The 22,843-nt window shown below is 36.6% G+C and carries 22 protein-coding genes and 1 riboswitch; of the genes, 13 read left to right on the top strand and 9 right to left on the bottom strand.

Features of this window, described 5'->3' with window-relative positions:
• Positions 1-44: 44 nt before the first annotated feature.
• Together OU989_RS16545 and OU989_RS16540 are read right to left on the bottom strand one after the other, a co-directional pair.
• Positions 45-848, bottom strand: a complete 804-nt coding sequence (locus OU989_RS16545) for a cobalamin-binding protein (protein WP_274794100.1) — start codon at positions 846-848, stop codon at positions 45-47.
• A 121-nt stretch (positions 849-969) separates the two neighbouring features.
• A complete protein-coding gene (locus OU989_RS16540) occupies positions 970-2,175 on the bottom strand; it encodes an iron-containing alcohol dehydrogenase (protein ID WP_274794099.1) in 1,206 nt (401 codons plus the stop codon).
• 829 nt (positions 2,176-3,004) lie between these two features.
• On the opposite strand from OU989_RS16540, the gene OU989_RS16535 reads away from it, so the two are divergent.
• On the top strand, positions 3,005-3,178 hold the full coding sequence (locus OU989_RS16535; protein WP_274794098.1) for a hypothetical protein: 174 nt from the start codon (positions 3,005-3,007) through the stop codon (positions 3,176-3,178).
• Positions 3,179-3,460: 282 nt separating this feature from the next.
• Here OU989_RS16535 and rpsD read toward each other — a convergent pair whose 3' ends face one another.
• The gene (gene rpsD / locus OU989_RS16530; RefSeq protein WP_274794097.1) at positions 3,461-4,063 is read right to left on the bottom strand and encodes a 30S ribosomal protein S4; all 603 of its coding nucleotides are present in this window, start codon (positions 4,061-4,063) and stop codon (positions 3,461-3,463) included.
• A 473-nt stretch (positions 4,064-4,536) separates the two neighbouring features.
• Here rpsD and OU989_RS16525 point away from each other — a divergent pair, with 473 nt between their 5' ends.
• Positions 4,537-6,420, top strand: coding sequence for a sensor domain-containing diguanylate cyclase (locus tag OU989_RS16525; protein WP_274794096.1), 1,884 nt, complete (start codon positions 4,537-4,539; stop codon positions 6,418-6,420).
• An 84-nt stretch (positions 6,421-6,504) separates the two neighbouring features.
• On the opposite strand, the gene OU989_RS16520 is transcribed toward OU989_RS16525, so the two are convergent.
• Positions 6,505-6,984, bottom strand: coding sequence for a GAF domain-containing protein (locus OU989_RS16520; protein WP_274794095.1), 480 nt, complete (start codon positions 6,982-6,984; stop codon positions 6,505-6,507).
• Between the two features lie 24 nt (positions 6,985-7,008).
• Positions 7,009-7,803, bottom strand: a complete 795-nt coding sequence (gene hisJ / locus OU989_RS16515; protein ID WP_274794094.1) for a histidinol-phosphatase HisJ — start codon at positions 7,801-7,803, stop codon at positions 7,009-7,011.
• A 163-nt stretch (positions 7,804-7,966) separates the two neighbouring features.
• Between hisJ and ezrA the strand changes: the two genes are divergently transcribed.
• From ezrA to OU989_RS16490, 5 genes are all read left to right on the top strand, one after another.
• On the top strand, positions 7,967-9,667 hold the full coding sequence (gene ezrA / locus OU989_RS16510) for a septation ring formation regulator EzrA (protein WP_274794093.1): 1,701 nt from the start codon (positions 7,967-7,969) through the stop codon (positions 9,665-9,667).
• A gap of 89 nt (positions 9,668-9,756) precedes the next feature.
• Positions 9,757-10,218: a GNAT family N-acetyltransferase gene (locus OU989_RS16505; RefSeq protein ID WP_312506649.1), complete on the top strand. Its 462-nt coding sequence runs from the start codon at positions 9,757-9,759 to the stop codon at positions 10,216-10,218.
• A gap of 106 nt (positions 10,219-10,324) precedes the next feature.
• The gene (locus OU989_RS16500) at positions 10,325-11,479 is read left to right on the top strand and encodes a cysteine desulfurase family protein (RefSeq protein WP_274794091.1); all 1,155 of its coding nucleotides are present in this window, start codon (positions 10,325-10,327) and stop codon (positions 11,477-11,479) included.
• Positions 11,479-12,690 (top strand): tRNA uracil 4-sulfurtransferase ThiI, encoded by a 1,212-nt coding sequence (gene thiI, locus OU989_RS16495; RefSeq protein ID WP_274794090.1) that lies wholly within the window; start codon positions 11,479-11,481, stop codon positions 12,688-12,690. The genes OU989_RS16500 and thiI overlap by 1 nt, the downstream gene beginning before the upstream one ends.
• 145 nt (positions 12,691-12,835) lie before the next feature.
• Positions 12,836-13,054: an alpha/beta-type small acid-soluble spore protein gene (locus OU989_RS16490; RefSeq protein WP_274794089.1), complete on the top strand. Its 219-nt coding sequence runs from the start codon at positions 12,836-12,838 to the stop codon at positions 13,052-13,054.
• Between the two features lie 71 nt (positions 13,055-13,125).
• Here OU989_RS16490 and thiE read toward each other — a convergent pair whose 3' ends face one another.
• The 3 genes from thiE to thiM are packed head-to-tail and all read right to left on the bottom strand — an operon-like array spanning position 13,126 to position 15,336.
• Positions 13,126-13,767, bottom strand: a complete 642-nt coding sequence (thiE, locus tag OU989_RS16485; protein WP_274794088.1) for a thiamine phosphate synthase — start codon at positions 13,765-13,767, stop codon at positions 13,126-13,128.
• Positions 13,757-14,581 carry a bifunctional hydroxymethylpyrimidine kinase/phosphomethylpyrimidine kinase gene (gene thiD / locus OU989_RS16480; RefSeq protein ID WP_274794087.1) on the bottom strand — a complete coding sequence of 275 codons (825 nt, stop codon included), beginning with the start codon at positions 14,579-14,581 and terminating at the stop codon, positions 13,757-13,759. The genes thiE and thiD overlap by 11 nt, the downstream gene beginning before the upstream one ends.
• Positions 14,569-15,336 (bottom strand): hydroxyethylthiazole kinase, encoded by a 768-nt coding sequence (gene thiM / locus OU989_RS16475; protein ID WP_274794086.1) that lies wholly within the window; start codon positions 15,334-15,336, stop codon positions 14,569-14,571. Before thiM ends, thiD begins: the two co-directional genes overlap by 13 nt.
• 81 nt (positions 15,337-15,417) lie before the next feature.
• Positions 15,418-15,516: riboswitch (TPP riboswitch) on the bottom strand.
• 190 nt (positions 15,517-15,706) lie between these two features.
• Between thiM and mbcS the strand changes: the two genes are divergently transcribed.
• The 5 genes from mbcS (at position 15,707) to OU989_RS16450 (ending at position 20,788) form a co-directional block, all read left to right on the top strand.
• Positions 15,707-17,287 (top strand): acyl-CoA synthetase MbcS, encoded by a 1,581-nt coding sequence (gene mbcS / locus OU989_RS16470; protein ID WP_274794085.1) that lies wholly within the window; start codon positions 15,707-15,709, stop codon positions 17,285-17,287.
• A gap of 187 nt (positions 17,288-17,474) precedes the next feature.
• Entirely contained in the window at positions 17,475-18,488 is a 1,014-nt protein-coding gene (sppA, locus tag OU989_RS16465) for a signal peptide peptidase SppA (RefSeq protein WP_274794084.1), read from the top strand.
• A gap of 12 nt (positions 18,489-18,500) precedes the next feature.
• Complete coding sequence (locus OU989_RS16460) at positions 18,501-19,124, top strand: RDD family protein (RefSeq protein ID WP_274794083.1); 624 nt, start codon at positions 18,501-18,503, stop codon at positions 19,122-19,124.
• 142 nt (positions 19,125-19,266) lie between these two features.
• Positions 19,267-19,770: a thiol peroxidase gene (gene tpx, locus OU989_RS16455; RefSeq protein WP_274794082.1), complete on the top strand. Its 504-nt coding sequence runs from the start codon at positions 19,267-19,269 to the stop codon at positions 19,768-19,770.
• An 88-nt stretch (positions 19,771-19,858) separates the two neighbouring features.
• Positions 19,859-20,788 (top strand): class I SAM-dependent methyltransferase, encoded by a 930-nt coding sequence (locus OU989_RS16450; protein ID WP_274794081.1) that lies wholly within the window; start codon positions 19,859-19,861, stop codon positions 20,786-20,788.
• A gap of 65 nt (positions 20,789-20,853) precedes the next feature.
• Here the strand turns inward: OU989_RS16450 and OU989_RS16445 are convergent, their stop codons facing one another.
• Positions 20,854-21,303, bottom strand: coding sequence for a universal stress protein (locus OU989_RS16445; RefSeq protein ID WP_274794080.1), 450 nt, complete (start codon positions 21,301-21,303; stop codon positions 20,854-20,856).
• Positions 21,304-21,726: 423 nt separating this feature from the next.
• Between OU989_RS16445 and ald the strand changes: the two genes are divergently transcribed.
• Entirely contained in the window at positions 21,727-22,842 is a 1,116-nt protein-coding gene (gene ald, locus OU989_RS16440) for an alanine dehydrogenase (protein ID WP_274794079.1), read from the top strand.
• The last annotated feature ends 1 nt before the right edge of the window (position 22,843 follow it).

Genomic DNA, 22,843 nt, shown 5'->3' with positions numbered 1-22,843 from the left:
TAAAACAACATCCCTGTAAATAGAGGGGATGTTGTTTTTTCTTCCTATAAAAAACTTGGATGTTCTATATGCTCATATTCTTGAGGGTGTAGCATTTTAGCAAGCTTTATAGCACCTTCAATAAGACGAGGAGATGGGCGACAATAAAGCCATTCTTCCATCACATGAAGACGTTCCATTTGAATGGCATGTAGCTCTTGGGCATGTGGACGTTTTAATAAAATGGCTGGTTGTATCCGTTCAAAAGCTACACCTACCCAAGCCATCATAATGTAGTCGGGATTTCGCTTAATGATATCAGCCCAATTTGTTTGAACACTGGCTAACTCTACATCTTGGAATAGATTGACTCCTCCAGCAATTGCACTAATTTCTGTTAGCCAATTTATTTTTCCAGGTGTAAAAATAGGGTTAGGCCACCATTCCCAATAGACGCTAGGTTTCTTGGCAATCGTTTGTGCAATAGAGCGCATCTCTTTAATCGATTGTAAGTATTCATCCATGATTACTTTGGCGCGTTCTTCTACATCACAGGCTCTCCCAAGGGTCAGTAGATCCTGTGCGATTTCCTCTAATGAGTTGGCATTAAAAACAATATGAGGGATATTTCTTTTTTGTAATTCCTCGATATTTTTTTCCATACCAGGCACACTTAAGGAAGCAAGGACAAGATCGGGTGCTAATGCCTCTAAAGAGTCCATATGAATTGATAAATCTGGGCCAAGTTGTGGTAAATCTTTTACAGTTGATGGCCAATCGGAGAAATCATCCACTCCAACAAGCTGGTCAGTCAGTCCTAAATAGGCGACAAGCTCTGTATTGCTAGGACAAATTGAAATTAATCGCATAACGGTCTCCTATTCTTTTTAAGAAAAGTATAACGAGAGTTTTTAGTGTAGACAATATCATGTATGCCAAACTCATAAAAAAAGGTGGAGAAAACAATGTTTCTCCACCTTGATTCCCTCATTAAGAAAGTGCGATTGCTTCGAGGGACTCCTCTTTTTTCGCTACAGGCCCCATTGCATTTGTGATGATTTGTTTAATATCCTCTAATGTTGCTTTACGAGGATTTGTCTCAGCACAAACATCTAACATTGCATTTTTAGCCAAGATTTCAATATCTTCATCTTTTGCCCCTAATTCACGGAAGCCGCTAGGAATATTTAAATCTTTTGATAGTTTTTCGATGGCTGTAATTGCTTTTTCAGCAGCATCACGTTTACTTAAACCATCCACGTTTTCACCTAATAACTCAGCAATACGAGCAAATCGCTCAGTACGTGCAGTTACATTGAAGCGGCAAACATGTGGCAATAAAATAGCATTACATACACCATGAGGTAGATTGTAGTAACCGCCTAACTGATGAGCAATTGCATGGACATACCCAAGTGAAGCGTTATTGAAGGCCATACCAGCTAAAAATTGAGCATAAACCATTTGCTCACGTGCTTCTAAGTCGCCACCATTTGCATAGGCACGAGGAAGGTATTCAGGGATAAGTTGAAGTACCTTTTCTGCACAAGCATCCGTAATTGGGGTTGCATTTGTCGAAACAAATGATTCAATAGCATGTGTTAGTGCATCAACCCCAGTAGCTGCTGTTAGTGCAGGAGGTAAACCAATCATTAATTCAGGATCATTAATGGAAAGTAACGGTGTCACATGTTTATCAACAATGGCCATTTTTACTTTTCTTGCTGTATCCGTAATAATAGTGAAACGAGTCATTTCACTAGCAGTACCAGCAGTTGTATTAATCGCAATTAATGGCACAAGTGGATTTTGTGATTGATCAACGCCTTCATAATCGTGAATGCGTCCACCATTCGAAGCAATAAGTCCGATACCTTTTGCTGCATCGTGAGCGCTACCTCCTCCAAGAGAAACGATTGAATCACAGCTTTCTGCATGATACACTGCAACGCCCTCTTCAATGTTTTGATCTGTTGGATTTGGTTCTGCTTTAGGGAAAATTGCTACATCAATTCCAGCAGCTGTAATGATATTTGCAATTTGTTCAGAGAGACCTAATTTGTGCAAGCCCTCATCTGTTACGATTAATGTCTTCTTCACTTCTAAATCATTTAAGCGTTTACCAACTTCTTGAATTGCTCCAGGTCCAAATAAGTTTGTTTTCGGCATAACAAATTGCTTTAGAACGTCTGACATATTTCCAACCCCTTTTTAAAAATTATTATTGCTTGAATGATGGTGTACCACCTTTCGGAATTCATCGTATTCTATTTTTTGTAAAAGTTCAACTCGTATTTTTATTAAAATTGTTAATTTTATTCATGTTATTATTTTACAAAAAAGTTAACTTGTTTATAGAGTATGTTGGATGTGTTTTGTATAAGAATATTGAAATTGATATGGTTCATAAATATTTTACTATAAAAATAAAATATATTTTTTGGAAAACGGTTCTATTTTAGGAGTTGTTAGAATAGTAAATAACTGATATTTTGTTTTTATTATAATGGTAGTGATAATGTTATTTTGGAAAGGTGTAATACTATTTTAAAGTACATAAAGCTGTCACATTTTGTGGTGATACTACAAATTGGAGAAAAATAATATTTGTTTAAGCTTATACAGCTATATAGTGAAAATTTAATTGTTTTTAACAGAGTTAATTGAAATTTTGCTGAATAATATTTCAGTGAAAAAATTTTCGATGAATGGGTGAGGTTAAGTATATGTCATTTAGGTGCACTAGCTTTAACATGTTGGTATTCTTTCCAAGGAATAGCCTAACATCTTGCTCTGCATCCCAAACACCTTGGTCCATACACTTTTTTAATTCTTCATCATGAGGAGGTCCATTGTAAGTGAGGGCTAAAAGAAACATAATTATTTTTATAGCAATCGTGCTTGTATGTGGTTGGTTGGGTGTTTTGGTAGACAGATTTATTCCAGGGCAACCTAAGGGAGACACTTCATAATCAGTGTACTTCCGGTTAACAGGTGGTTATTTGCGATAGTAGGGATTGTCACGATGATTTTCTGGACAGTTATGTACACAGAGATTTATCTACTAACGAAAAGTATTTGGCCAATCGTTCTTATGCATACGACAGAAGATGCACTTGTCAATCCACTCATTTTTAAGGATATATCCAAGTTGCGCAAGGGAAGAAATTTCTTGTTTCCCCAACAGCAGGGATCATAACAACATTTCTTTATCTAACTGCTTCTGAGAATAAAACGAAAAAAACAACTAATGAGAAGAACTTCGCAATCAACTTTAATAACTATTATGGATCATTAAAAAGGGTTATGGATTTTTTGAGGCGAAGTAATGTGCAAAAGCAAGGTGAATGGGTAGCTGAAAAATACAATAGTGCTAGTTTATCAGTCATGTACAAACAACTTTTAATTAAATAACGAAAAAACCCCCTGAAACAAATCGTTTCGGGGGTTTATAAAATCGTTGATTGACAAATCAAAAAGATTAACGAGAGTAGTACTCTACGATGAATGCTTCGTTGATTTCAGCTGATAATTCAGAGCGCTCTGGAAGGCGAGTGAATGTACCTTCTTTTTTGTCAGCATCAAATGTTACGTAGTCAGGTACGAAGTTGTTTACTTCGATTGCTTCTGTAACAACAGCAAGGTTTTGAGATTTTTCACGAAGAGAAATCGTTTGACCTGGTTTTACGCTGTATGATGGGATATCAACGCGTTTGCCATCTACTAAGATGTGACCGTGGTTAACTAATTGACGAGCTCCACGACGAGTACGAGCTAAACCTAAACGGTAAACTAAGTTGTCAAGGCGAGTTTCAAGAAGGATCATGAAGTTTTCACCGTGAACACCTTTCATTTTACCAGCGCGGTCAAATAGAGTACGGAATTGACGTTCGTTCATACCATACATATGACGAAGTTTTTGCTTCTCTTGAAGTTGTAAACCGTATTCTGATAATTTTTTACGTTGGTTTGGACCGTGTTGACCTGGTGCGTAAGGGCGTTTTTCGATTTCTTTACCTGTACCGCTTAGTGAGATACCAAGACGACGTGATAATTTCCAAGATGGACCTGTATAACGAGACATATTGTTGTCTCCTCCTTTAAATTTGGTTTTTTTGTTGTAAAACAAAAACCAGTAGTACCCATTCTTATGCGCATTTTATTTTCATGTATTTTCGCCTATGCAGCCGTTAGGTTACGCAATACACCATCTAATTTTCAACTGTTGAGAATCTAAGTAGTCGTACATAAGAAAATAGAGGAATAAAATACAGTCATAAGCTTATACCACTGCTGCGTTTATTTTACACAACCTCCATTGTAACTGTTTAGGACAAGGACGTCAATTATTAACATTTAAAATTTTACTAACAAAAAAATATAGTAGGAAATTCCTCACTAACGATTTTAAATGAAATGGAAATAGTTAATGATGCGCTGTGTAATGTAAATTGTAAAAGTAAGGGAGAATTACATAGTCAAAATGACACAAATTATGTATAATATATTATAAGTTAATAGTAATTGATTTGGACGTTATATAGAAAAGGTGATTTCATGACAGACCATTTACAAATGCTAAAATATATAAAATCTGATGTTTTGAGCTTTTGGGTGAGTTCGAATGAAGAACAAACTAGTTATAATGGGTATTTTTATTCATTAAAACAGTGTCTAAAGAAGCACTTGAAAATTGATAATGCTGCTTTTCTCAGTTTTGAGGGTAATTCTTTAATCCCTATTGAGGAGATGGCTTCATTAACAATTGAAACAAAGCTAAATGCTGTGTCATGGCTGATGATCGAAGCTAGTTTTTACCAACAAAAAGTAGTGGAAATTCCTTATATATTAAAAGCACGGCAGGCCTATTCAAAGATGACAGATATGGTGCTTTTTCAAGTAGAGGGCAAACATCCCATTGGTGTATTACTTGTCGAGGCGACAGAGACTTGGACAGACTTCATGACCTCGGAATACGGTGAAGAATGTATTGAAATACTTTCAAAGGTTCTTCAAATGATAAGAGATAATTTTGATGTAAAAATAAACGAAGATCAATATAGAAAACTATATAACATGACTGATTTATTTCATTCAACAATGGATATTGATTTAATTTTAGAAAACGTTTTAAAAAATATAAGGGATAATTTTCCGGATTTTAATGTTGAGCTTATTTTATCGAATGATCAAGACCGACACACGACTATCGATATTAAGCTTTTTGATTATTTATCAGAAAGGCCTGCTACAATCGAAGCATTTGTATCAGGAGAGTTGACGACAGAGCTAGCGAGTGATTTAAATTGTCGATTGCTTAATGCACCTATAAAAGGCAGGCAAGCCATCTATGGTATTTTGCAAGTAAGTGCCCCCACTACGTATCTATTTTCAACGACTGAAAAGGATTTTGTACGGATGCTCGCGCAGGCGTCAGGGAATGCACTTGAAAATGCAAAATTATATCATCAATCGCATCGCCTCGTAAGTGACTTACAACTCATCAATGAAACTTCACATCGTTTAAATATGAGGATTGACATTCATGAAATGTTATTATTCCTACAAAAGCAATTACTAAAATCTTTTCAACCAATGGAAGTTTGTTTCGCTTTTAAAAAAAATGATACATTTGAGGTAACAGGTGCGAGTACCTCGTTGTTTAGTTCGGAAGAGGGTAGAACGTATATCAAACATGTTGAAAAACATTTTACTCAAACGAATGACCCGTTGTTTATAGCCGATTTCAGCCGTTTAACTCCTCGTCAAATTGAGTATCGATCAATTATGGCGATTCCTATTTTAATGGAAGAAAAGATTAATGGTTTTAGTATTGTCTTACATAAAGAGCCATATTTCTTTTCATTCGACAGTTTTAAATTAATGCAATCGTTAATTCACCACTCATCTTTAGCCATTGCGAACTCTATTTTACGCACACAGCTTCAGGAAATGGTCGATTTGGATCACCTCACGAAACTTTATGCTAGAAGTTACCTTGATCAATTTGTAGAAAAATCGCTTGAATACGATCAGTCAGGTATGTTTTTGTTAATTGATATTGATAATTTCAAGCGCATCAATGATACGTATGGTCACCAGGTGGGGGATAAAATTCTTGTGCAGATTGCAGTCCAATTGAGAGAAACTATTGGTAGTCGTGGTATTTGTGCAAGGTGGGGCGGAGAAGAAATGTCCGTTTATGTACCTAATATTAACGAGAAGGAAGCTTTAGAATTGGCATCAACTATTGTGGAGATCATCCCCAGTGCCACAGATCCTCAAGTAACTATTTCTGCGGGTCTCATAACATGGGATGAACGAGACCGACCAGCATTCCAATCTGTTTTCTTACATGCTGATACTGCCTTGTATGAAGCGAAAAATAGTGGAAAAAATCGCTTTTGCATTCATGATGGTTCTTATCAAACAAATCTATAAAGTTGATAAAGTAAAATGTAAATGGTTATAATAAAGTTTACCCTGAAATGACAATTTAAAACATTTCAGGGTAATTTTTGATATTTATAGATGAAGAAGTAGGGTTTGGACAAATTGCTCTAAGCCATCGCGGTCTTCCGCTGAAAAACGATTCACGATAGGACTATCAATATCAAGAACACCAATGACTTCGCCTTGCTTGATCAGTGGTATTACAATTTCTGATTGTGAGGCCGCATCACAGGCAATATGGCCAGGAAAATCATGGACATCTTTAACAACGATTGTTTCTCTTGTTGCTACAGCCGTTCCACAAACCCCACGACCAATCGGAATTCTAACACAGGCAGGAAGACCTTGGAATGGCCCAAGCACAAGCTCATTTTCCTGTAACACATAAAAGCCAACCCAGTTAATGTTTGTTAAAAACTGATTTAAAAGTGCAGAGGCATTACTTAAATTGGCTATCTGATTAGTTTCACCAGTTAGTAGTGCATCCAATTGTTTTGATAATGTAAGATATTGGTCAGTAATTGATCCTTCATAATTAATTTGTGTAAACATATAAGCACCTCGTTTAAAATTTATTTATATTGGTAATATAACATTATGATGTTGATGTAAATCTTCGGCGCAATGTGCATCCGAACCAAATACATAGGGTAGTCCAATAGCTTGACTATAGTTGATAAAGGCAAATGGTGGATAAGGTTCCTGACAATATTGTTTACTTAAACCTGCACTATTTACATCTAGTTCATAGCCTTCACACTTCATGCTGTCTAATACTTCTTTGATTCTTGGAGCATCATCGATATTTTCGTTATGTGCCAGCTGGAATTTATGAATAAGTGATGGATGTCCAATCCGTTTTGGCTTGAATGGGCCAAGGTCAGCCATAATCGATTGTAAGACAGTATCATAATATAAATCATAAACCCGTTCAACAGAGCCAACTTTTTTTGAAAAATCCATAAAGCATTCCGGAGAAAAGTCGATACATACAAAGGAATCTTGCCATTTTAAAAAGTGGACTGATAAAATGGCATCATCTAAAAAATGTCCATATGTATTAAGGAACTCACGAGTTTCTTGTTCAAAGCCAGGGATATAATCAACTTCTAGCCCAATTCGGATGCGAATATCTTGTGCATATTGTTTTTGTAGTCTCTGCAATTCCTCAATGTATGGCATGAGATCATTTGGCTTCATCCCACTATCTTTTTGCGGAGTAGGATCGACAAAATTGTTGGGTAATGGGGCGTGTTCTGTAAATGTTATATCTGTGAATCGGTGAGAAATTGCTTTTTCAATATATTGCACGAAAGTGTCCGAACTGCCATGTGGACAAAAAGGACTATGTATATGCCCATCACGTTTCATAATTTACCACTCCTTTAGCTCTATAGATACGCTATTTATATATTTCACAATAGCGAAAATACAGTTTTCTGAAAAACACTTAAATTTTAGTACAAAAGGCGAAAACATAGTATATAATAAATACAACTAGCCAATTCGTTTATTGTAGAATAGGAGGCTTACGATGGAGTATATCATCATTCCGATTATCCTACTATTAATTTTAGCCATAGTAGGGTTTATGATGCGAAGAAAACACGTTGCAATTATTGCAAAACTTGAAAATGAAAAATTACAAATTCAACATAATCCTATAAATGAAGAAATTTCAAAAGTAAAATCTTTAAACATGAACGGTGAAACGGAAGAAATGTTTGAACGATGGCGCAATACGTGGGATGAGGTCATCGATGTACATATGACTAAAATTGATTCACTTCTATTTGATGCTGAGGATCAAATAAATCGACTGCGCTTTAAAAAGGCGACGTTAATAGAACGTGAAATTGAGGATTACATTGAAAAATGCGACCAAGATAAAAATAATATTTTAGAAGAATTGAATGAATTAATTGGCAGCGAAGAAAAAAATCGAATTGAAATTGAACAATTAAAGGAATACTATCGCTCTGCAAGAAAGACATTGCTTGCTCATCAACACTCATTTGGTGTAGCGTTACCTGCACTTGAGAAAAAGCTTGAGGCTTTTGTTGAAAAGTTTGAAGAATTTGATGTGCTGACAAATGAAGGGAATTACTTGCAAGCGCGAGAAATTGTTATTAGTTTAAATCAAGAATCACAGCAAACATTCGAATTTATTAATGATGTTCCAACCATTTTGACTGAATTACAAGTTAAGCTTCCAGGAGCGGTTCAAGAATTACGTAATGGTCAACGTGAAATGGAAGAACAATCCTACTATCTACAACATCTAGAATTAACAGATGCATTAAATAAGTATGAAAAAGAGTTTGATACATTAAAAAATGATTTAGCGGATCTTAATCTAACAGTGGTAAAACCTCGTGTGACAGAAATAAATGAAGAAATCGATCACTTTTATGATTTACTTGAAAAAGAGGTTATTGCTAAAAATTATGTTGATCAAAATTGCGATCGTTTATTAAGTTCAATCACCAATGTTATCTCTTCAACAAAGTTAGTTAGTGATGAAGCGACATATGTACAGCAAAGCTATCATTTAAACGAAAAAGATGCTGAAATTCCGAAAGCGGCATTAAAGCAATTAGAAGCACTACAACGTCGCTACGATTTATTAGCTATGCGTGTGAGAGAGGAAAAATCGGCCTATTCAAGTTTGCAGGAAGAATTAATCGAAATTAGTGAAGAGCTTGAACGAATTCACGAGGAACAAGAACATCTATCGAATACAATGAAGAAACTTCGAATTGATGAAAATAAAGCCCGTGCTCAAGTTGAGAACTTAAAGAAAATCTTACAAGATACAGATCGTTTATTAAACAAGGCTAATATCCCAGGAATTCCTGAGGAGATGGATGCACGTCTTGATGAGGCAGCAGAGCACATCTATGTTGTCATGCAAAGCCTACAAGAAGTACCACTGAATATGGGTACAGTTCATAATAATTTAAACGCAGCAACTCTTTGTGTAGAGGAAGTTAAAGTAAAGGCACATGAATTAATAGAAAATGTCATGCTAATTGAGCGCATCATTCAGTACGGTAATCGACATCGTGCAACAAATCCAAAATTAAATATGCGATTAAAAGAAGCGGAAGAGGCGTTTCATCAATTCCGTTATGCGAAAGCATTAGAAGATGCAGGAACAGCTGTGGAAGAAATGGAGCCAGGAGCTTTAAAACGTATTCAAGAATTGGTAGCAGAAGAGACTATGTCAAAATAATTCAACATTTGAGCTGTCTAAAAAGTATAGCGATTACTTTTTAGACAGCTTTCTTTTTAGTATAGAGAAAAGGTGTGGTACGGTTGAAAATGTTAATACAAGAAATGAATGAAAAGTATGCAATTGAAATTTTAAACTGGCATTATGAATCCCCATACAATTTTTATAATAATGACTTAACTGAGGAATCCTTACAAGAAATGCTTGAAAATCCGTACTATGCTATTGTGAATGAGCTAGAGGAAATAATCGGTTTCTATTGTATTGGTACCGCGGCACAAGTTCCAAAAGGACATGAGTTTAAAGCATATATAGAAGATTGTATAGATATAGGGATCGGTTTGAATCCTAATCTAACCGGTCAAGGATATGGTACAGCATTTTTTGCGTTTATTTTAAGTACCATCCAACAAGAACATCATCACCCACTTCGTTTAACTGTTGCCGAATTTAATAAGCGAGCAATCCATCTTTATGAAAAATTCGGTTTTGTCAAAGATATGGAATTTTGCACACCCATAGCTTTTGTCACGATGTTGAAAAAAGAGTGAAGTACCAATTAAAAATGGAAGAATCGTTAAAGTTAGTAGTCAATCGCCAAAGATTGCGTTATGATAAATACCGTTAAATCAACGTTTTGAAAGTGTGTGAAAAATTATGGTTAATACAATTTATTTAGATAATAGTGCTACAACAAAACCTTTAAAAGAGGTTATGCAGGCATTTATGACTGTGAATGAGCAGTATTATGCCAACCCAGCATCTATCCATGCCATGGGAGTTGAATCAAATGATTTATTAATGCGTGCGCGGGAGCAAGTAGCAGATATTTTGCAAACAGAGGCAAAAAATGTGCTATTTACTTCAGGTGGTACAGAGTCAAATAATGCAGCTATTTTTGGAATAGCACATAGTAATACGCATATAGGAAAGCATATTTTAACGACTGAAATCGAACATCCATCTGTCTTGGAAACAGTTAAACAACTCGAAAAAGAGGGTTATGATGTTGAATACCTTCACGTTAATCAAGATGGTGTCATTTCATTAGATGATCTACGTACTAAAATTCGCAAAGATACTATACTAGTTAGCATCATGCATGTAAATAATGAAATGGGTGCTGTCCAACCTATTTATGAAGCAGCTAAAATAATTCATGAAATGAGTCGGGCATTCCTTCATGTGGATGCAGTTCAAAGCTTTGGAAAATTAGCGGTTTCCTTCAAAGGAGAAGAAGGACCAGACTGTATTTCCATCTCTGGACATAAAATTCACGGCTTTAAAGGCTCAGGTGTATTAGCGTTCCGTAAAAAATTAAAATGGCAGCCATATGCCCTTGGCGGAGGTCAGGAATTTGGATTGCGTAGTGGAACTGTAGCTGTTCCGCAAGCAGTCGCTTTAGCAAAAGCGGCTCGATTAGCTGTTGAGACGATGAAAGATCGAGCTACTAAATACCGACAATGGCAGAATGAAATTCGTGCTCAGCTAGAAGGATACGGCGAAGCGGTGCATATTTTATCGACTCCACAGGGAGCTGCACATATTTTATCGTTTAGTGTTCGTGATTTAAAAGGGGAAGTCATTATTAATGCCATGCAAAAACGTGGCATCATTGTGTCAACCTCAAGTGCTTGTTCATCTAAGCAAACGAAAACAAGTCATGTGGTAGAAGCTCTACACCTGGATGAGCATTATAAAAAGGGTGTCATTCGTATTAGTTTTGGAGCACATAACACAGTTGAAGATATAGAACAATTGAAACAAGTATTAGCAGAAGTAATAATGGAACTTAAAGGAGAAATAATGTAATGATTTGGAAAGAAATACTAATTAGATATGGCGAGCTTTCAACAAAAGGTCGTAATAAAATGGATTTTATCCGTAGATTGCGTGAGAACATTCGTCATGCTTTTGCGGATTTAGGACACCTTCATATTCGTACAGAACGTGACCGTATGTTTATTGCTATTGAAAGTGAAGAACAAATGCAGACGCTAATTACTGGATTACCTAAAATTTTTGGTATTCAATCATTCAGCCCTGTTGCTGCATGTGAAAAAGATATGGAAAGTATGAAGCAGCTTGCTATTACAATAATGGAGACATTTAAAGATGAGCAACATACTTTTAAGGTAGAAGTGAAACGAACTGATAAATCATTTCCTTTAGAATCGCATGCTATCCAACGTGAAATTGGTGGCTATGTTTTACCACAATTTCAAAATTTATCTGTCAAAGTAAAGCAGCCTGATATTGAGCTGCGCGTAGAAGTACGTCATGATGCAACGTATATGATGGCGCAGGTCATTCAAGGTGCGGGTGGGATGCCTGTAGGATCGAATGGAAAATCGTTATTAATGCTATCTGGTGGAATTGATAGTCCTGTCGCAGGTTATTTAATGATGAAGCGTGGCGTACGTTTAGAAGCAATTCACTTCTTTAGTCCACCATATACAAGTCAAAACTCATTAGAGAAAGTAAAGGTACTTGCAAACGAACTAACGAAATTTGGTGCTAGTATTCGATTACATGTCATTCCTTTTACTGAAATTCAAGTACTTATTAAAGAAAAAGTACCTTCTAATGTTTCGATGACAACAACACGTCGTATGATGTTAAAGGTGGCTGATCAAGTACGTGAAGAGATAGGAGCTCTTGCAATTGTGACAGGGGAAAGTCTGGGACAAGTAGCAAGTCAAACGCTAGAAAGCTTGACGGCTATCAATGCTGTAACGAATACGCCTATTTTACGACCATTGATTTCAACAGATAAATTAGAAATTATCGATATTGCAGAAAAAATTGGCACATATGAAACATCTATTCAGCCATTTGAAGACTGCTGTACAATATTTACACCTGCCAGCCCAAAAACAAAGCCAAAGCTTGAAAAGGTAGAGCATTATGAAAGCTTCTCTGATTTTGATGAACTCATCGAGCGAGCAGTAAAAAATCGAGAGGTCTACATTTTCCCTAAAAAAGAAGAACAGCAACAAGATAAGTTTGCAGATCTATTATAAGGTATCTACAGCCGTTTCAAAGTCAATTTTGAGACGGCTTTTTTATGTTATTTTATCTATGCCATTAGAGGTACAATTTACCTCTAAAATTTTTGTATTAAAAATCTAATATCGCACATTCTATATTCACAAGGAGGTGAGAGACATGGCTTCAAACAACAACCGCAGTTCAAACCAGCTTGCAGTGCCTGGTGCACAACAAGCACTTGATCAAATGAAATACGAAATTGCACAAGAATTTGGTGTTCAATTAGGAGCTGAAGCTTCAGCTCGTGCCAACGGTTCCGTTGGTGGTGAAATCACTAAACGTCTTGTACAAATGGCAGAATCTCAATTAAAAGGTATGCCAAACAACAACCAATAAATGCTGACTAAGCATTTATAAACTTAAAACCAGTGACCGTAAAAAGGCACTGGTTTTAGTTTGTTTAAAAATCAACCATTTATGCGTGTCACAGACCTTAACGTATTTACTGTATGCTTAATATCTATACTTTCACAGATAGCTGAAATAACAGCAATACCATCTGCCCCAGCTTGAAATACGGCGTATGCATTGGTAGGGTTAATTCCACCAATCGCTACAATTGGTAATTCAGGATAGAAATTGTGAGCTTGCTGCAAAAAATTTGTACCACATGGTGATTGTGCATCCCGTTTTGAAGTTGTTGCAAAAATCGGACCAATACCTACATAATCTGCTTGATGGATAATGGCTGTTTCTAGTTCGTCCTGGGAATGCACAGAAACACCAAGAATCATATTACCAATTTTTTTACGTGCTATGCTAACATGTAAATCATCTTGTCCGATATGAACACCGTCCGCACCAAGTCGTAATGCAAGTTCGACATCATCATTGACAATAAAAGGAACGTTATATTGTTGACATAGTTTTTGACATTGACGTGCAAATTGTTCATAGGCAAATCCAGTTAATGCATGGGAACCTTTTTCTCGAAATTGAAACATGGTAATTCCAGCTTGCAACGCTCTCTCTAGTACATGAAGGGGATTCTGATGACTAACATTGCTTGTGCCCATAATAAAATAAAGTTGTAAATCCTCACGTTTCATAAATCAACACCTCACAGGAATCCTTATGCAGTTGATAAGCAAAATGATTTGTTGGTCCATAACCATGACCAATAGATAAATCATGTAAAATTGCTAATTGAATAAATTTTTTAGCTTCGATAATTGCCTTATCCATCGCAAAACCTTGACCAAGAAAAGCAGTGATTGCTGCTGAAAATGTGCAACCTGTGCCATGGGTATTGGACGTTTGAATACGTGGAGTTTGCATAGAAAAAGATTTACCGTTTTGAAAAAATACATAATCAATAGCAAAATTTGGATCTGCTAAATGGCCACCTTTAAGAATGACGCAATGTACACCTAATTGAAAAAAACCTTGAGCTACTTCACGTATATCTGAAACATCATGTATTTTTCTCCCTGTCAGAGCCTCTGCTTCAGGGATATTGGGGGTAACGATCGTAGCAAGTGGTAGTAGAGAAGAGCGCATTGCTTCAATAGCTTCTTGCAGTAATAAGCTTTCTCCACCCTTTGCAATCATTACTGGATCAACAATTAGTGGGATGTTTTGATTATGAATCATATGTGCGATAGCTTTAATAATATCAGAGGAATAAAGCATCCCTGTTTTAATTGCAGCAATTGAAAAATCTTCGATTAAAGCTTGAAATTGTTTTTCAACAAAGGAGTGATCAATAGGGAAAACTCCTGACACACCCATTGTATTTTGTGCTGTCAAAGCTGTAATTACTGAAGTACCAAACACCCCTAATTCCTGAAATGTTTTTAAATCAGCCTGTATGCCTGCACCGCCACCACTATCTGAGCCTGCAATCGTCGTTACAATATGCATGAAGCTTCACCATCCTTCGATATGCGATAAAGAGCATTTAGTAAAGCTATTTGGAAATCACCAATATCTGATGTAAACGCTGACGCCAGTACCGCAGCTTTTTTATAGTAAGTTAATGTGTCCGCTAATTGTCTGTATGGATTATGGCCTGCAATATAGGCGGCACCGCAAATAGCACTAAGTAAACAGCCTGTCCCTGTTACCTCGGTCATTTGCATATTCCCGCCATTTATCCATTGGCTATCCACACCATCTGTTATAAAATCTCGTTCTCCTGTTATGATAACAATGCATTGATAATGTTGGGCTAATAAAATCGCCTCTTCTTCTAAAGCAATGGAGCCATTCCCACTATCGACACCTTTTTGTTGCCAGTCAACATTGGCTATTGCTGCTAGTTCCCCAACATTACAACGAATGACCGAAAAATGTACTTCCTCAAGCAAGTATCGTACCGTTTCTTTTCGATAAGTAGTGGCACCAGCACCGACAGGATCTAAAATGACTGGAATTCCAAGTTTATTGGCCATTTTGCCTGCTAACAACATTGATTCTTTAGTTCGATCATTGAGTGTACCGATGTTAATTAACAAGGCTTGAGCGAGTGCTACCATTTCCTCTACCTCATGGCTATCATCAGCCATAACCGGGGAAGCGCCTATTGCTAATAAACCATTTGCTTGGAAATTTGCTACCACATAATTTGTAATACAATGAATCAGTGGTTGCTGTTGACGGATTGTTTGAAATATCATCGTAGTCCTCCTTTATGGATGGACGTAAGCATGCAAAAAAGGCTCTTTTTGTGTAAAAATGCACGAAAAAGAGCCTTTCATCAATAGATGTTTATTGCTCCCTACGTCAGTATTAACTAACAGGTTCAAAGGGTCAGGTTTTACCTTCTCAACTCTTGACGAGTCCCCCTGCAATCTTGCTTTTAGTTGACCAAAATGTACCATACTTTTCAATTGTATTCAATAGCAAGTTTACCAATCGACAAAATGTGACCGATGCCATATAGCAGAGTATGATAGTTGTCATGACTTTTCCAAAATTAAGCGCAAACCATTGAAAATGCTGAAAAAAGAGTTTTATAATGTGTCATAGCAAAAGGGGGCATTTGCCATGAAGAGACAAGATTTAGTTGCACCAGAATGGTATAACATAACAGATGAAATTGAAAAATATGCTCAAGATACAACAAAAAATGCATTAATTATTTACGAGGAAAATAAGGATGTACAATTTATTACATATGCATATTTACTTGACAGGGCAAATCAAGCTGCACACGTATTCACGATGCAAGGTTTATCAAAAGGTGATGTGATTTTAGTGATGGTACCTCGTTCAGTGGAAGCATATATTGTATATATTGCAGCATTGAAAGCTGGATTAACCATTATTCCGAGCTCAGAAATGCTAAGAACTAAAGACATTGAATATCGCATCAAGCATGCAAATGCTAAAGGAATTGTTGCTTACGAGCCTTATATTGATCAATTTGATCAGGTGAACAATTTACAAGGAATGCAACAATTTGTTATAGGGAAGGCCCATGAACCTTGGCAACCACTTTTAGAAAAAATGCGCATTCAACCTACAACTTACATAAGTTCTTCTCCAACAAAAAGTACAGATACTGCATTCTTAGCTTATACAAGTGGTACAACAGGAAACCCAAAAGCAGCTGTACATACTCATAGCTGGGGCTATGCACATTTACGAACAACAGCACCACACTGGTTAGGTGTGCAAGAAGATGATATTGTTTGGGCGACAGCAGCACCAGGTTGGCAAAAATGGATTTGGAGTCCGTTTCTAGCAACATTAGGGAGTGGCGCTACTGCATTTGTATATAAGGGGAAATTTGATGCATCTACCTATCTAAGGTTACTCGAAAAATTTAAAATAAATGTTTTATGTTGCACACCTACAGAATATCGTTTTATGGCAGCACTAGAACATTTACATGAATTCGATTTAACGGCACTTCGTCAAGCTGTATCAGCAGGAGAGCCTTTGAATAGCGAGGTCATTAACGTATTTTCGAAGACTTTCGATTTGCAAGTCCGAGATGGCTACGGTCAGACGGAAAACACATTACTTGTTGGCACAATGGTTGGAATGGAAGCTAGAATTGGTTCTATGGGAAAACCAACTCCTGGCAATAAGGTTGAAATTATAGACGATTTCGGTAACCCTGTTGCTGTTGGAGAAGTTGGCGATATTGCTGTTCATCGCACCACTCCCGCACTGTTTAAAAAATATTTAAATGACCCGGAACGAACAAATTTACAATTCCGTGGAGAGTGGTATATTACAGGTGATCGTGCTTATAAAGATCAAGATGGTTACTTTTGGTTTGAGGGTCGTGGAGATGATGTCATTATATCCTCTGGCTACACAATTGGGCCATTTGAGGTAGAAGATGCTTTGATGAAGCACCCAGCTGTAAAAGAAGCGGCTGTTATTGCGAGCCCAGATAAAGTTCGGGGAAATATTGTTAAAGCTTTTGTTGTACTTCGAAATGCTGAAAATGGTGATGAAGCACTTATTCGAACTCTTCAAGATCATGTGAAACTATTGACAGCACCTTATAAATATCCGCGTGCTATTGAATTTGTGGAAGAGCTACCGAAAACATCCTCGGGGAAAATTCGACGTGTTGAATTAAGACAGCAAGAAGCAAAACAACTACACTAATTATCATTTCCTAGGAAATAATGTCGAAAATCAAAGTTCAAGAATGGCAATGGACTTTGATTTTTTTTGTTTTTTTAGGTAAGGTATTATGAGGAAATAAATAGTATAAATCTTTTTGCATATGATTGCAAAAAAATGAAACAAAAAAGCTAGTCATTCGTATTACGTGTTAAGGAGGCGGAAAGACATGAATGTTAAAAGGTGGGTTGCTTTAGTAGTCGCAGGTGTTCTTTTATTATTTTCATTGGGGATTAACACCATTTTTGCTCTATTTAAAGCAGATTTCCTAGGTAATTTTGATAGTTTAATGGCAGGAAATAATTTAGATGTATATGAAAATGTAATTGAAGGAGATAATTTTGATAAGCGGATCGCTTATTTAAAGGTAGATGGAACAATTCAAGATATCGGCTCAAGTACATTATGGCAACCAGTTGCCTATGATCATCAATTTTTCCTAGAGCAATTGGATAATATTTTGTATGATGATTCAGTACAAGGCATTGTTTTAAGTGTCAATTCACCAGGTGGTGGCGTCAAAGAATCAGCAGATATTTATAAAAAGCTCTTAAAGATTAAAGAAGAACGTCAAATTCCAATTTATGTATCTATGGATTCTATGGCTGCATCAGGTGGATATTATATTTCAGCACCTGCAGATAAAATATTTGCGCATCGTGATACAATTACAGGATCGATTGGTGTTATTATGCAATCTATTAACTACCAAGCATTAGCTGAAAAAGTTGGTGTGAAATTTGAAACGTTTAAATCAGGTGAACATAAGGATATGCTAAGTCCAATGCGTGAAGTGACAGCAGAGGAACGTGCCATGATGCAAGATATGATTAATGAAACATATGAAGAATTTGTGGACATAGTAGAGCAAGGTCGTAATATGTCTGAAGCAGACGTGAAGAAAGTGGCAGATGGTCGTATTCTTGGTGGTACAAAAGCGCTTGAGGCAGGCTTAATTGATGAAATTGGGGATGAAGAAGCAGCTATCGCAGCGTTAAGAGCAGATTATGGCCTTGAAGATGCTGCATTATTTGAGTATGCATATGATATGGGAGGCTGGCAATCGTATGTTGGTATGAAAATAGGCTCCATATTTGGTCCCTCTGCGGAAGAAAAGATGCTAATGAAAATTATGACGGACTACAGTGCGCCTAAAATGATGTATTTATATGGGGAATACTAAGGGGGAAGTACAATGACAAACAATGAAATTGTTATGCAGGGCTCACCCTCTATGGAAAATGGCTTTCTTATCAACACCTCAGAAAAATCGGCAAAGCCTACAAACTATGCGTTAAAAACCGCTGGCTTTTGGATTCGATTTTGGGCATTTTTATTAGATGGTTTCATAATATCTGCTGTAGGTGGAATACTCTTCAATCCTATCTTTTATCTAATGGATTGGTCCTTATCAGACACCGTTTGGTATGCGCCGATTTCTCTCATCACGGCAATTCTCTATTATAGCTATTTTGTGCTAATGACAAAGTTCTTTGGGCAAACATTAGGGAAAATGGTTTTTGGATTACGTGTTATTTCATTAAAACATGATAAGCTAACATGGTCAGATGTGTTATTCCGTGATTGGATTGGCCGCATTATTAATAATGTTTTTATGCCACTTTATATTTTGGTCGTCATTCTACCAGAAAACCAGGGTTTACATGATTATTTTGCAGATACAACCGTGGTACACGAAAAAGTCTTTATTGAAAAGGATGTCGTACCTATAGCTTCTTTGAATCAAGAAGAGATGATAGAAAATCAAGTGCAAGAGGAAAAACCTGAACTAGCCAAGCTAGAAGAAAAAAATGAATAGTAAGCAAGAGGCTGTCTCGAAATAATAGTGAGGCAGTCTTTCCTATTAAATAGCACATTCTAATAAAGTAAGCTAACTTAGTTGCAATTAATTCCCTTCATTTAGTAATATTATGTACATATGATGATTAGGAGGCGTTTATATGGCACAAGTAACATTTAAAAATGGTCCTGTAACACTAGTAGGAAATGAAGTAAAGGTGGGCGATCAAGCTCCTGATTTTACAGTATTAGCGAATGACCTATCACCTGTAACATTAAAAGATTCAGAAGGAAAAATTCGTTTATTTAGTGTTGTACCATCATTAGATACTGGTGTATGTGATGCGCAAACACGCCGTTTCAATGAAGAAGCAGCTAATTTAGGCGATAATGTAGTCATTTATACAGTATCCGTAGATCTTCCATTTGCTCAGAAGCGTTGGTGTGGGGCAGCAGGTATTGATGCAGTTCAAACTGTTTCTGATCACCGCGACCTTTCATTTGGTGAAGCATATGGCGTGTACATTCAAGAATTACGTCTTCTGACACGTGCAGTTTTCGTTGTGGATGCAAATAATAAAGTGACATATGTTGAGTATGTACCTGAAGCTACAGATCATCCAAACTATGAAGCGGCCGTTGCAGCTGTTAAAGCACTAGCATAATGAGCTGCTTTTAGGCTAAGATAATACTAGACAAATGGGCTGTGACGTGTTTTGTCACGGCTCTTTTCTGTGTGAAAGGAAGTTATCTATGGAAAATATCGAGAAATTATTTGGTTTGCTTAATGAGCATGCCGAAAAAATCGAAAAAGAACACAATATAACACTGTTAGAGGGGTTACTAGATGGTCTAGAAGCATGGCTCGATGGTGAAGTTGATTTTTCACAACAGGGTGCGACAAAAGAGGATATTCGTAAAGCTATTCAAATCGCCATTTTAAAAGGAATGCGTAAAGGTTCGCAGCCAAATCATCAAATGACACCAGATACATTAGGTTTACTCGTTGGCTATTTTGTGGAACAAATTTTTGTAGAGCGTCTTGAAAATGAAAAGATTTCAATCATGGATCCAGCAGTAGGTACAGGTAATTTACTACTGACGGTCATGAATCTATTAGATGGCAAAGTGGAAGCGACTGGTGTTGAAGTGGACGAACTACTTATTCGCCTTGCTGCGGCCACTGCTGACTTAACAGAGCAGCCTATTTCTTTATACCGTCAAGATGCCTTAGAGGATTTATTGGTAAACCCAGTTGATGCAGTTGTTTGTGATTTACCTGTAGGCTATTATCCAAATGAAGAAGTGGCACTCAACTATGAACTATGTCCGTCTGAGGGAATGAGTTATGCACACCATTTATTTATTGAACAATCGATGAATTATACAAAAGATGGTGGCTATTTATTTTTCCTTGCGCCCTCTCATCTTTTCGATTCGGAACAATCTAAGCAACTACACAAATATATTCAAAAGCATGCTTGGATTCAGGCGATCATTCAATTACCTGACTCTATGTTTGCCAATAAAACATTAGAAAAAAGCATTGTGATTTTACAAAAGCAAGCGAAAGAATTAAAAGCGCCAAAAGAAGTCCTACTAGCAAAAGTACCAAATATGCAGAATAAACAGGCTCTGGCATTATTCTTTGAAAAAGTGAAAATGTGGAAAGAGGGCAAGTAAGCCTGACGATTCCAATAGAAGTAAAAAGGTATCCTTTAGAAGGATACCTTTTTATGTATTGCGAATTAGTTTTCTGGTGTACGGATAACAAGTACGTCACATTTAGCTGAACGTACAATGGCTTCAGATACAGAGCCAATTAAGAAACGTTCAACGGCATTTAAACCAGTTGCACCACAAATAATTAAATCTGCATCTACAATTTTAGAAAGTTCTTTTGTAATGATATTTTTTGGTGAGCCATACTCAATGATAAGATTCACATTTGTTAAGCCTTCATCTTCAGCTTGCTTTTTGTAACCATTTAATAGTTCTTCAGAAAATGCTTGAGCACGTTCCGCAATAGAACGATCATATGCCTCAATAGCAGCGAATGAACGAGTGTCGATTACATTTACTAGATTTAATACAGCACCTTCGTTTCGTTTTGCAACATCAATTGATTTACGAAATGCGTATTCAGCTTCTTTTGAACCGTCTACTGCAACAACAATGCTTTTATAATGATTAGCCATTTGAAAAACCTCCCTGATTTGTATATGTTGATTATACCAAATGATTTTCTAAAGGAAATACTTTCCGGAATAAAATTATGAAAAAGTGAAGGCATTTCATGAAGAAATGTCAAATAAATTTACTTACTTAATTCCCACTATTTACAGCGTGTAAACGTCTTTTTGCTAGTTAAATTTGCATTAGCTATAGCCTTCTTTAACGTTCCTTTCGTTTCATTAATTTGCTATCTAAATATAATGTTTTTCAACCAATTCATCGTTTAAATATTTTGTATTTTGGAAATGTTATAAATTTTATTTGTATTTGCTTTAGTTAAAGCTTTTTTTGCATTTGTTTGGTAATATGGAATTGCAAGGGGTGCATCAATTCATAGTTACATATATGATGCTTATTTCTTAAGTTATGGAAGGGGATAGGAAACAATGAAGATTGGTATTCCAAAGGAAATTAAAAACAATGAAAATCGTGTAGCAATGACACCTGCGGGAGTTGTTACTTTAACACATGCAGGTCATGAGGTGTACATTGAAACAGGAGCAGGTTTAGGATCAAGCTTTACGGATGCTGATTACATTGCAGCTGGTGCTCATATCGTTCAAACAGCTAAAGAAGCATGGTCACAAGAAATGATCATGAAGGTGAAAGAACCTGTTGCTTCAGAGTATGATTATTTTTATGAAGGTCAAATTTTATTCACGTATTTACACTTAGCGCCAGAGGTTGAATTAACTCAGGCACTTTTAAATAAAAAGGTTGTAGGGATTGCCTATGAAACTGTGCAATTAGCAAATGGCTCATTACCTTTGTTAACACCAATGAGTGAAGTAGCTGGTAAAATGGCTACGCAAATCGGTGCGCAGTTCTTGGAAAGAAACCATGCTGGTAAAGGTATTTTACTTGGAGGCGTATCAGGTGTACAACGCGGAAAAGTGACAGTAATTGGTGGGGGTATCGCAGGAACAAATGCTGCAAAAATCGCTGTTGGTATGGGGGCAGATGTGACAGTTATTGATTTAAGCCCAGAACGCCTACGCCAATTAGAAGATTTGTTTGGTCGCGAGGTTCAAACACTAATCTCAAATCCTTATAATATTGCAGAATCAGTGAAAAATTCAGATTTAGTCATTGGTGCAGTTTTAATTCCAGGAGCAAAAGCACCTAAGCTTGTATCTGAAGAAATGATTCAGTCAATGCAAGCTGGTTCAGTAGTGGTAGATATCGCGATTGATCAAGGTGGTATTTTTGCAACATCTGATCGTGTGACAACGCATGATGATCCAACATATGTAAAACATGGTGTAGTACACTATGCAGTAGCCAATATGCCAGGTGCAGTACCTCGTACATCAACTATTGCCTTAACGAATAATACTATTCCATACGCACTTCAAATTGCCAATAAAGGCTATAAGCAGGCTTGTCTCGATAATGAGGCACTTAAAAAAGGTGTCAATACATTAGATGGACAACTTGTGTATAAAGCAGTAGCAGATTCACAAGGACTGCCATTTGTAAATGTAGATGAATTAATTCAATAAA

Origin of the sequence: Lysinibacillus irui (assembly GCF_028877475.1) — a bacterium.
GTDB lineage: Bacteria > Bacillota > Bacilli > Bacillales_A > Planococcaceae > Lysinibacillus > Lysinibacillus irui.
The sequence above is the reverse complement of the archived record's forward strand: the minus strand, read 5'-3'. Positions and strand labels throughout refer to the sequence as shown.

Excerpts from the sequence above, each read along its gene's own strand:
- OU989_RS16460 (WP_274794083.1), top strand. The coding sequence starts at position 18,501 with ATGACAAACAATGAAATTGTTATGCAGGGCTCACCCTCTATGGAAAAT.
- hisJ (WP_274794094.1), bottom strand. The coding sequence starts at position 7,803 with ATGAAACGTGATGGGCATATACATAGTCCTTTTTGTCCACATGGCAGT.
- thiM (WP_274794086.1), bottom strand. The coding sequence starts at position 15,336 with ATGATATTTCAAACAATCCGTCAACAGCAACCACTGATTCATTGTATT.
- OU989_RS16450 (WP_274794081.1), top strand. The coding sequence starts at position 19,859 with ATGGAAAATATCGAGAAATTATTTGGTTTGCTTAATGAGCATGCCGAA.
- OU989_RS16540 (WP_274794099.1), bottom strand. The coding sequence starts at position 2,175 with ATGTCAGACGTTCTAAAGCAATTTGTTATGCCGAAAACAAACTTATTT.
- OU989_RS16505 (WP_312506649.1), top strand. The coding sequence starts at position 9,757 with ATGTTAATACAAGAAATGAATGAAAAGTATGCAATTGAAATTTTAAAC.
- OU989_RS16535 (WP_274794098.1), top strand. The coding sequence starts at position 3,005 with ATGATTTTCTGGACAGTTATGTACACAGAGATTTATCTACTAACGAAA.
- mbcS (WP_274794085.1), top strand. The coding sequence starts at position 15,707 with ATGAAGAGACAAGATTTAGTTGCACCAGAATGGTATAACATAACAGAT.
- tpx (WP_274794082.1), top strand. The coding sequence starts at position 19,267 with ATGGCACAAGTAACATTTAAAAATGGTCCTGTAACACTAGTAGGAAAT.
- OU989_RS16500 (WP_274794091.1), top strand. The coding sequence starts at position 10,325 with ATGGTTAATACAATTTATTTAGATAATAGTGCTACAACAAAACCTTTA.
- thiI (WP_274794090.1), top strand. The coding sequence starts at position 11,479 with ATGATTTGGAAAGAAATACTAATTAGATATGGCGAGCTTTCAACAAAA.
- sppA (WP_274794084.1), top strand. The coding sequence starts at position 17,475 with ATGAATGTTAAAAGGTGGGTTGCTTTAGTAGTCGCAGGTGTTCTTTTA.
- OU989_RS16545 (WP_274794100.1), bottom strand. The coding sequence starts at position 848 with ATGCGATTAATTTCAATTTGTCCTAGCAATACAGAGCTTGTCGCCTAT.
- thiD (WP_274794087.1), bottom strand. The coding sequence starts at position 14,581 with ATGCATATTGTAACGACGATTGCAGGCTCAGATAGTGGTGGCGGTGCA.
- ezrA (WP_274794093.1), top strand. The coding sequence starts at position 7,967 with ATGGAGTATATCATCATTCCGATTATCCTACTATTAATTTTAGCCATA.
- ald (WP_274794079.1), top strand. The coding sequence starts at position 21,727 with ATGAAGATTGGTATTCCAAAGGAAATTAAAAACAATGAAAATCGTGTA.
- OU989_RS16520 (WP_274794095.1), bottom strand. The coding sequence starts at position 6,984 with ATGTTTACACAAATTAATTATGAAGGATCAATTACTGACCAATATCTT.
- rpsD (WP_274794097.1), bottom strand. The coding sequence starts at position 4,063 with ATGTCTCGTTATACAGGTCCATCTTGGAAATTATCACGTCGTCTTGGT.
- OU989_RS16445 (WP_274794080.1), bottom strand. The coding sequence starts at position 21,303 with ATGGCTAATCATTATAAAAGCATTGTTGTTGCAGTAGACGGTTCAAAA.
- thiE (WP_274794088.1), bottom strand. The coding sequence starts at position 13,767 with ATGAAACGTGAGGATTTACAACTTTATTTTATTATGGGCACAAGCAAT.
- OU989_RS16490 (WP_274794089.1), top strand. The coding sequence starts at position 12,836 with ATGGCTTCAAACAACAACCGCAGTTCAAACCAGCTTGCAGTGCCTGGT.
- OU989_RS16525 (WP_274794096.1), top strand. The coding sequence starts at position 4,537 with ATGACAGACCATTTACAAATGCTAAAATATATAAAATCTGATGTTTTG.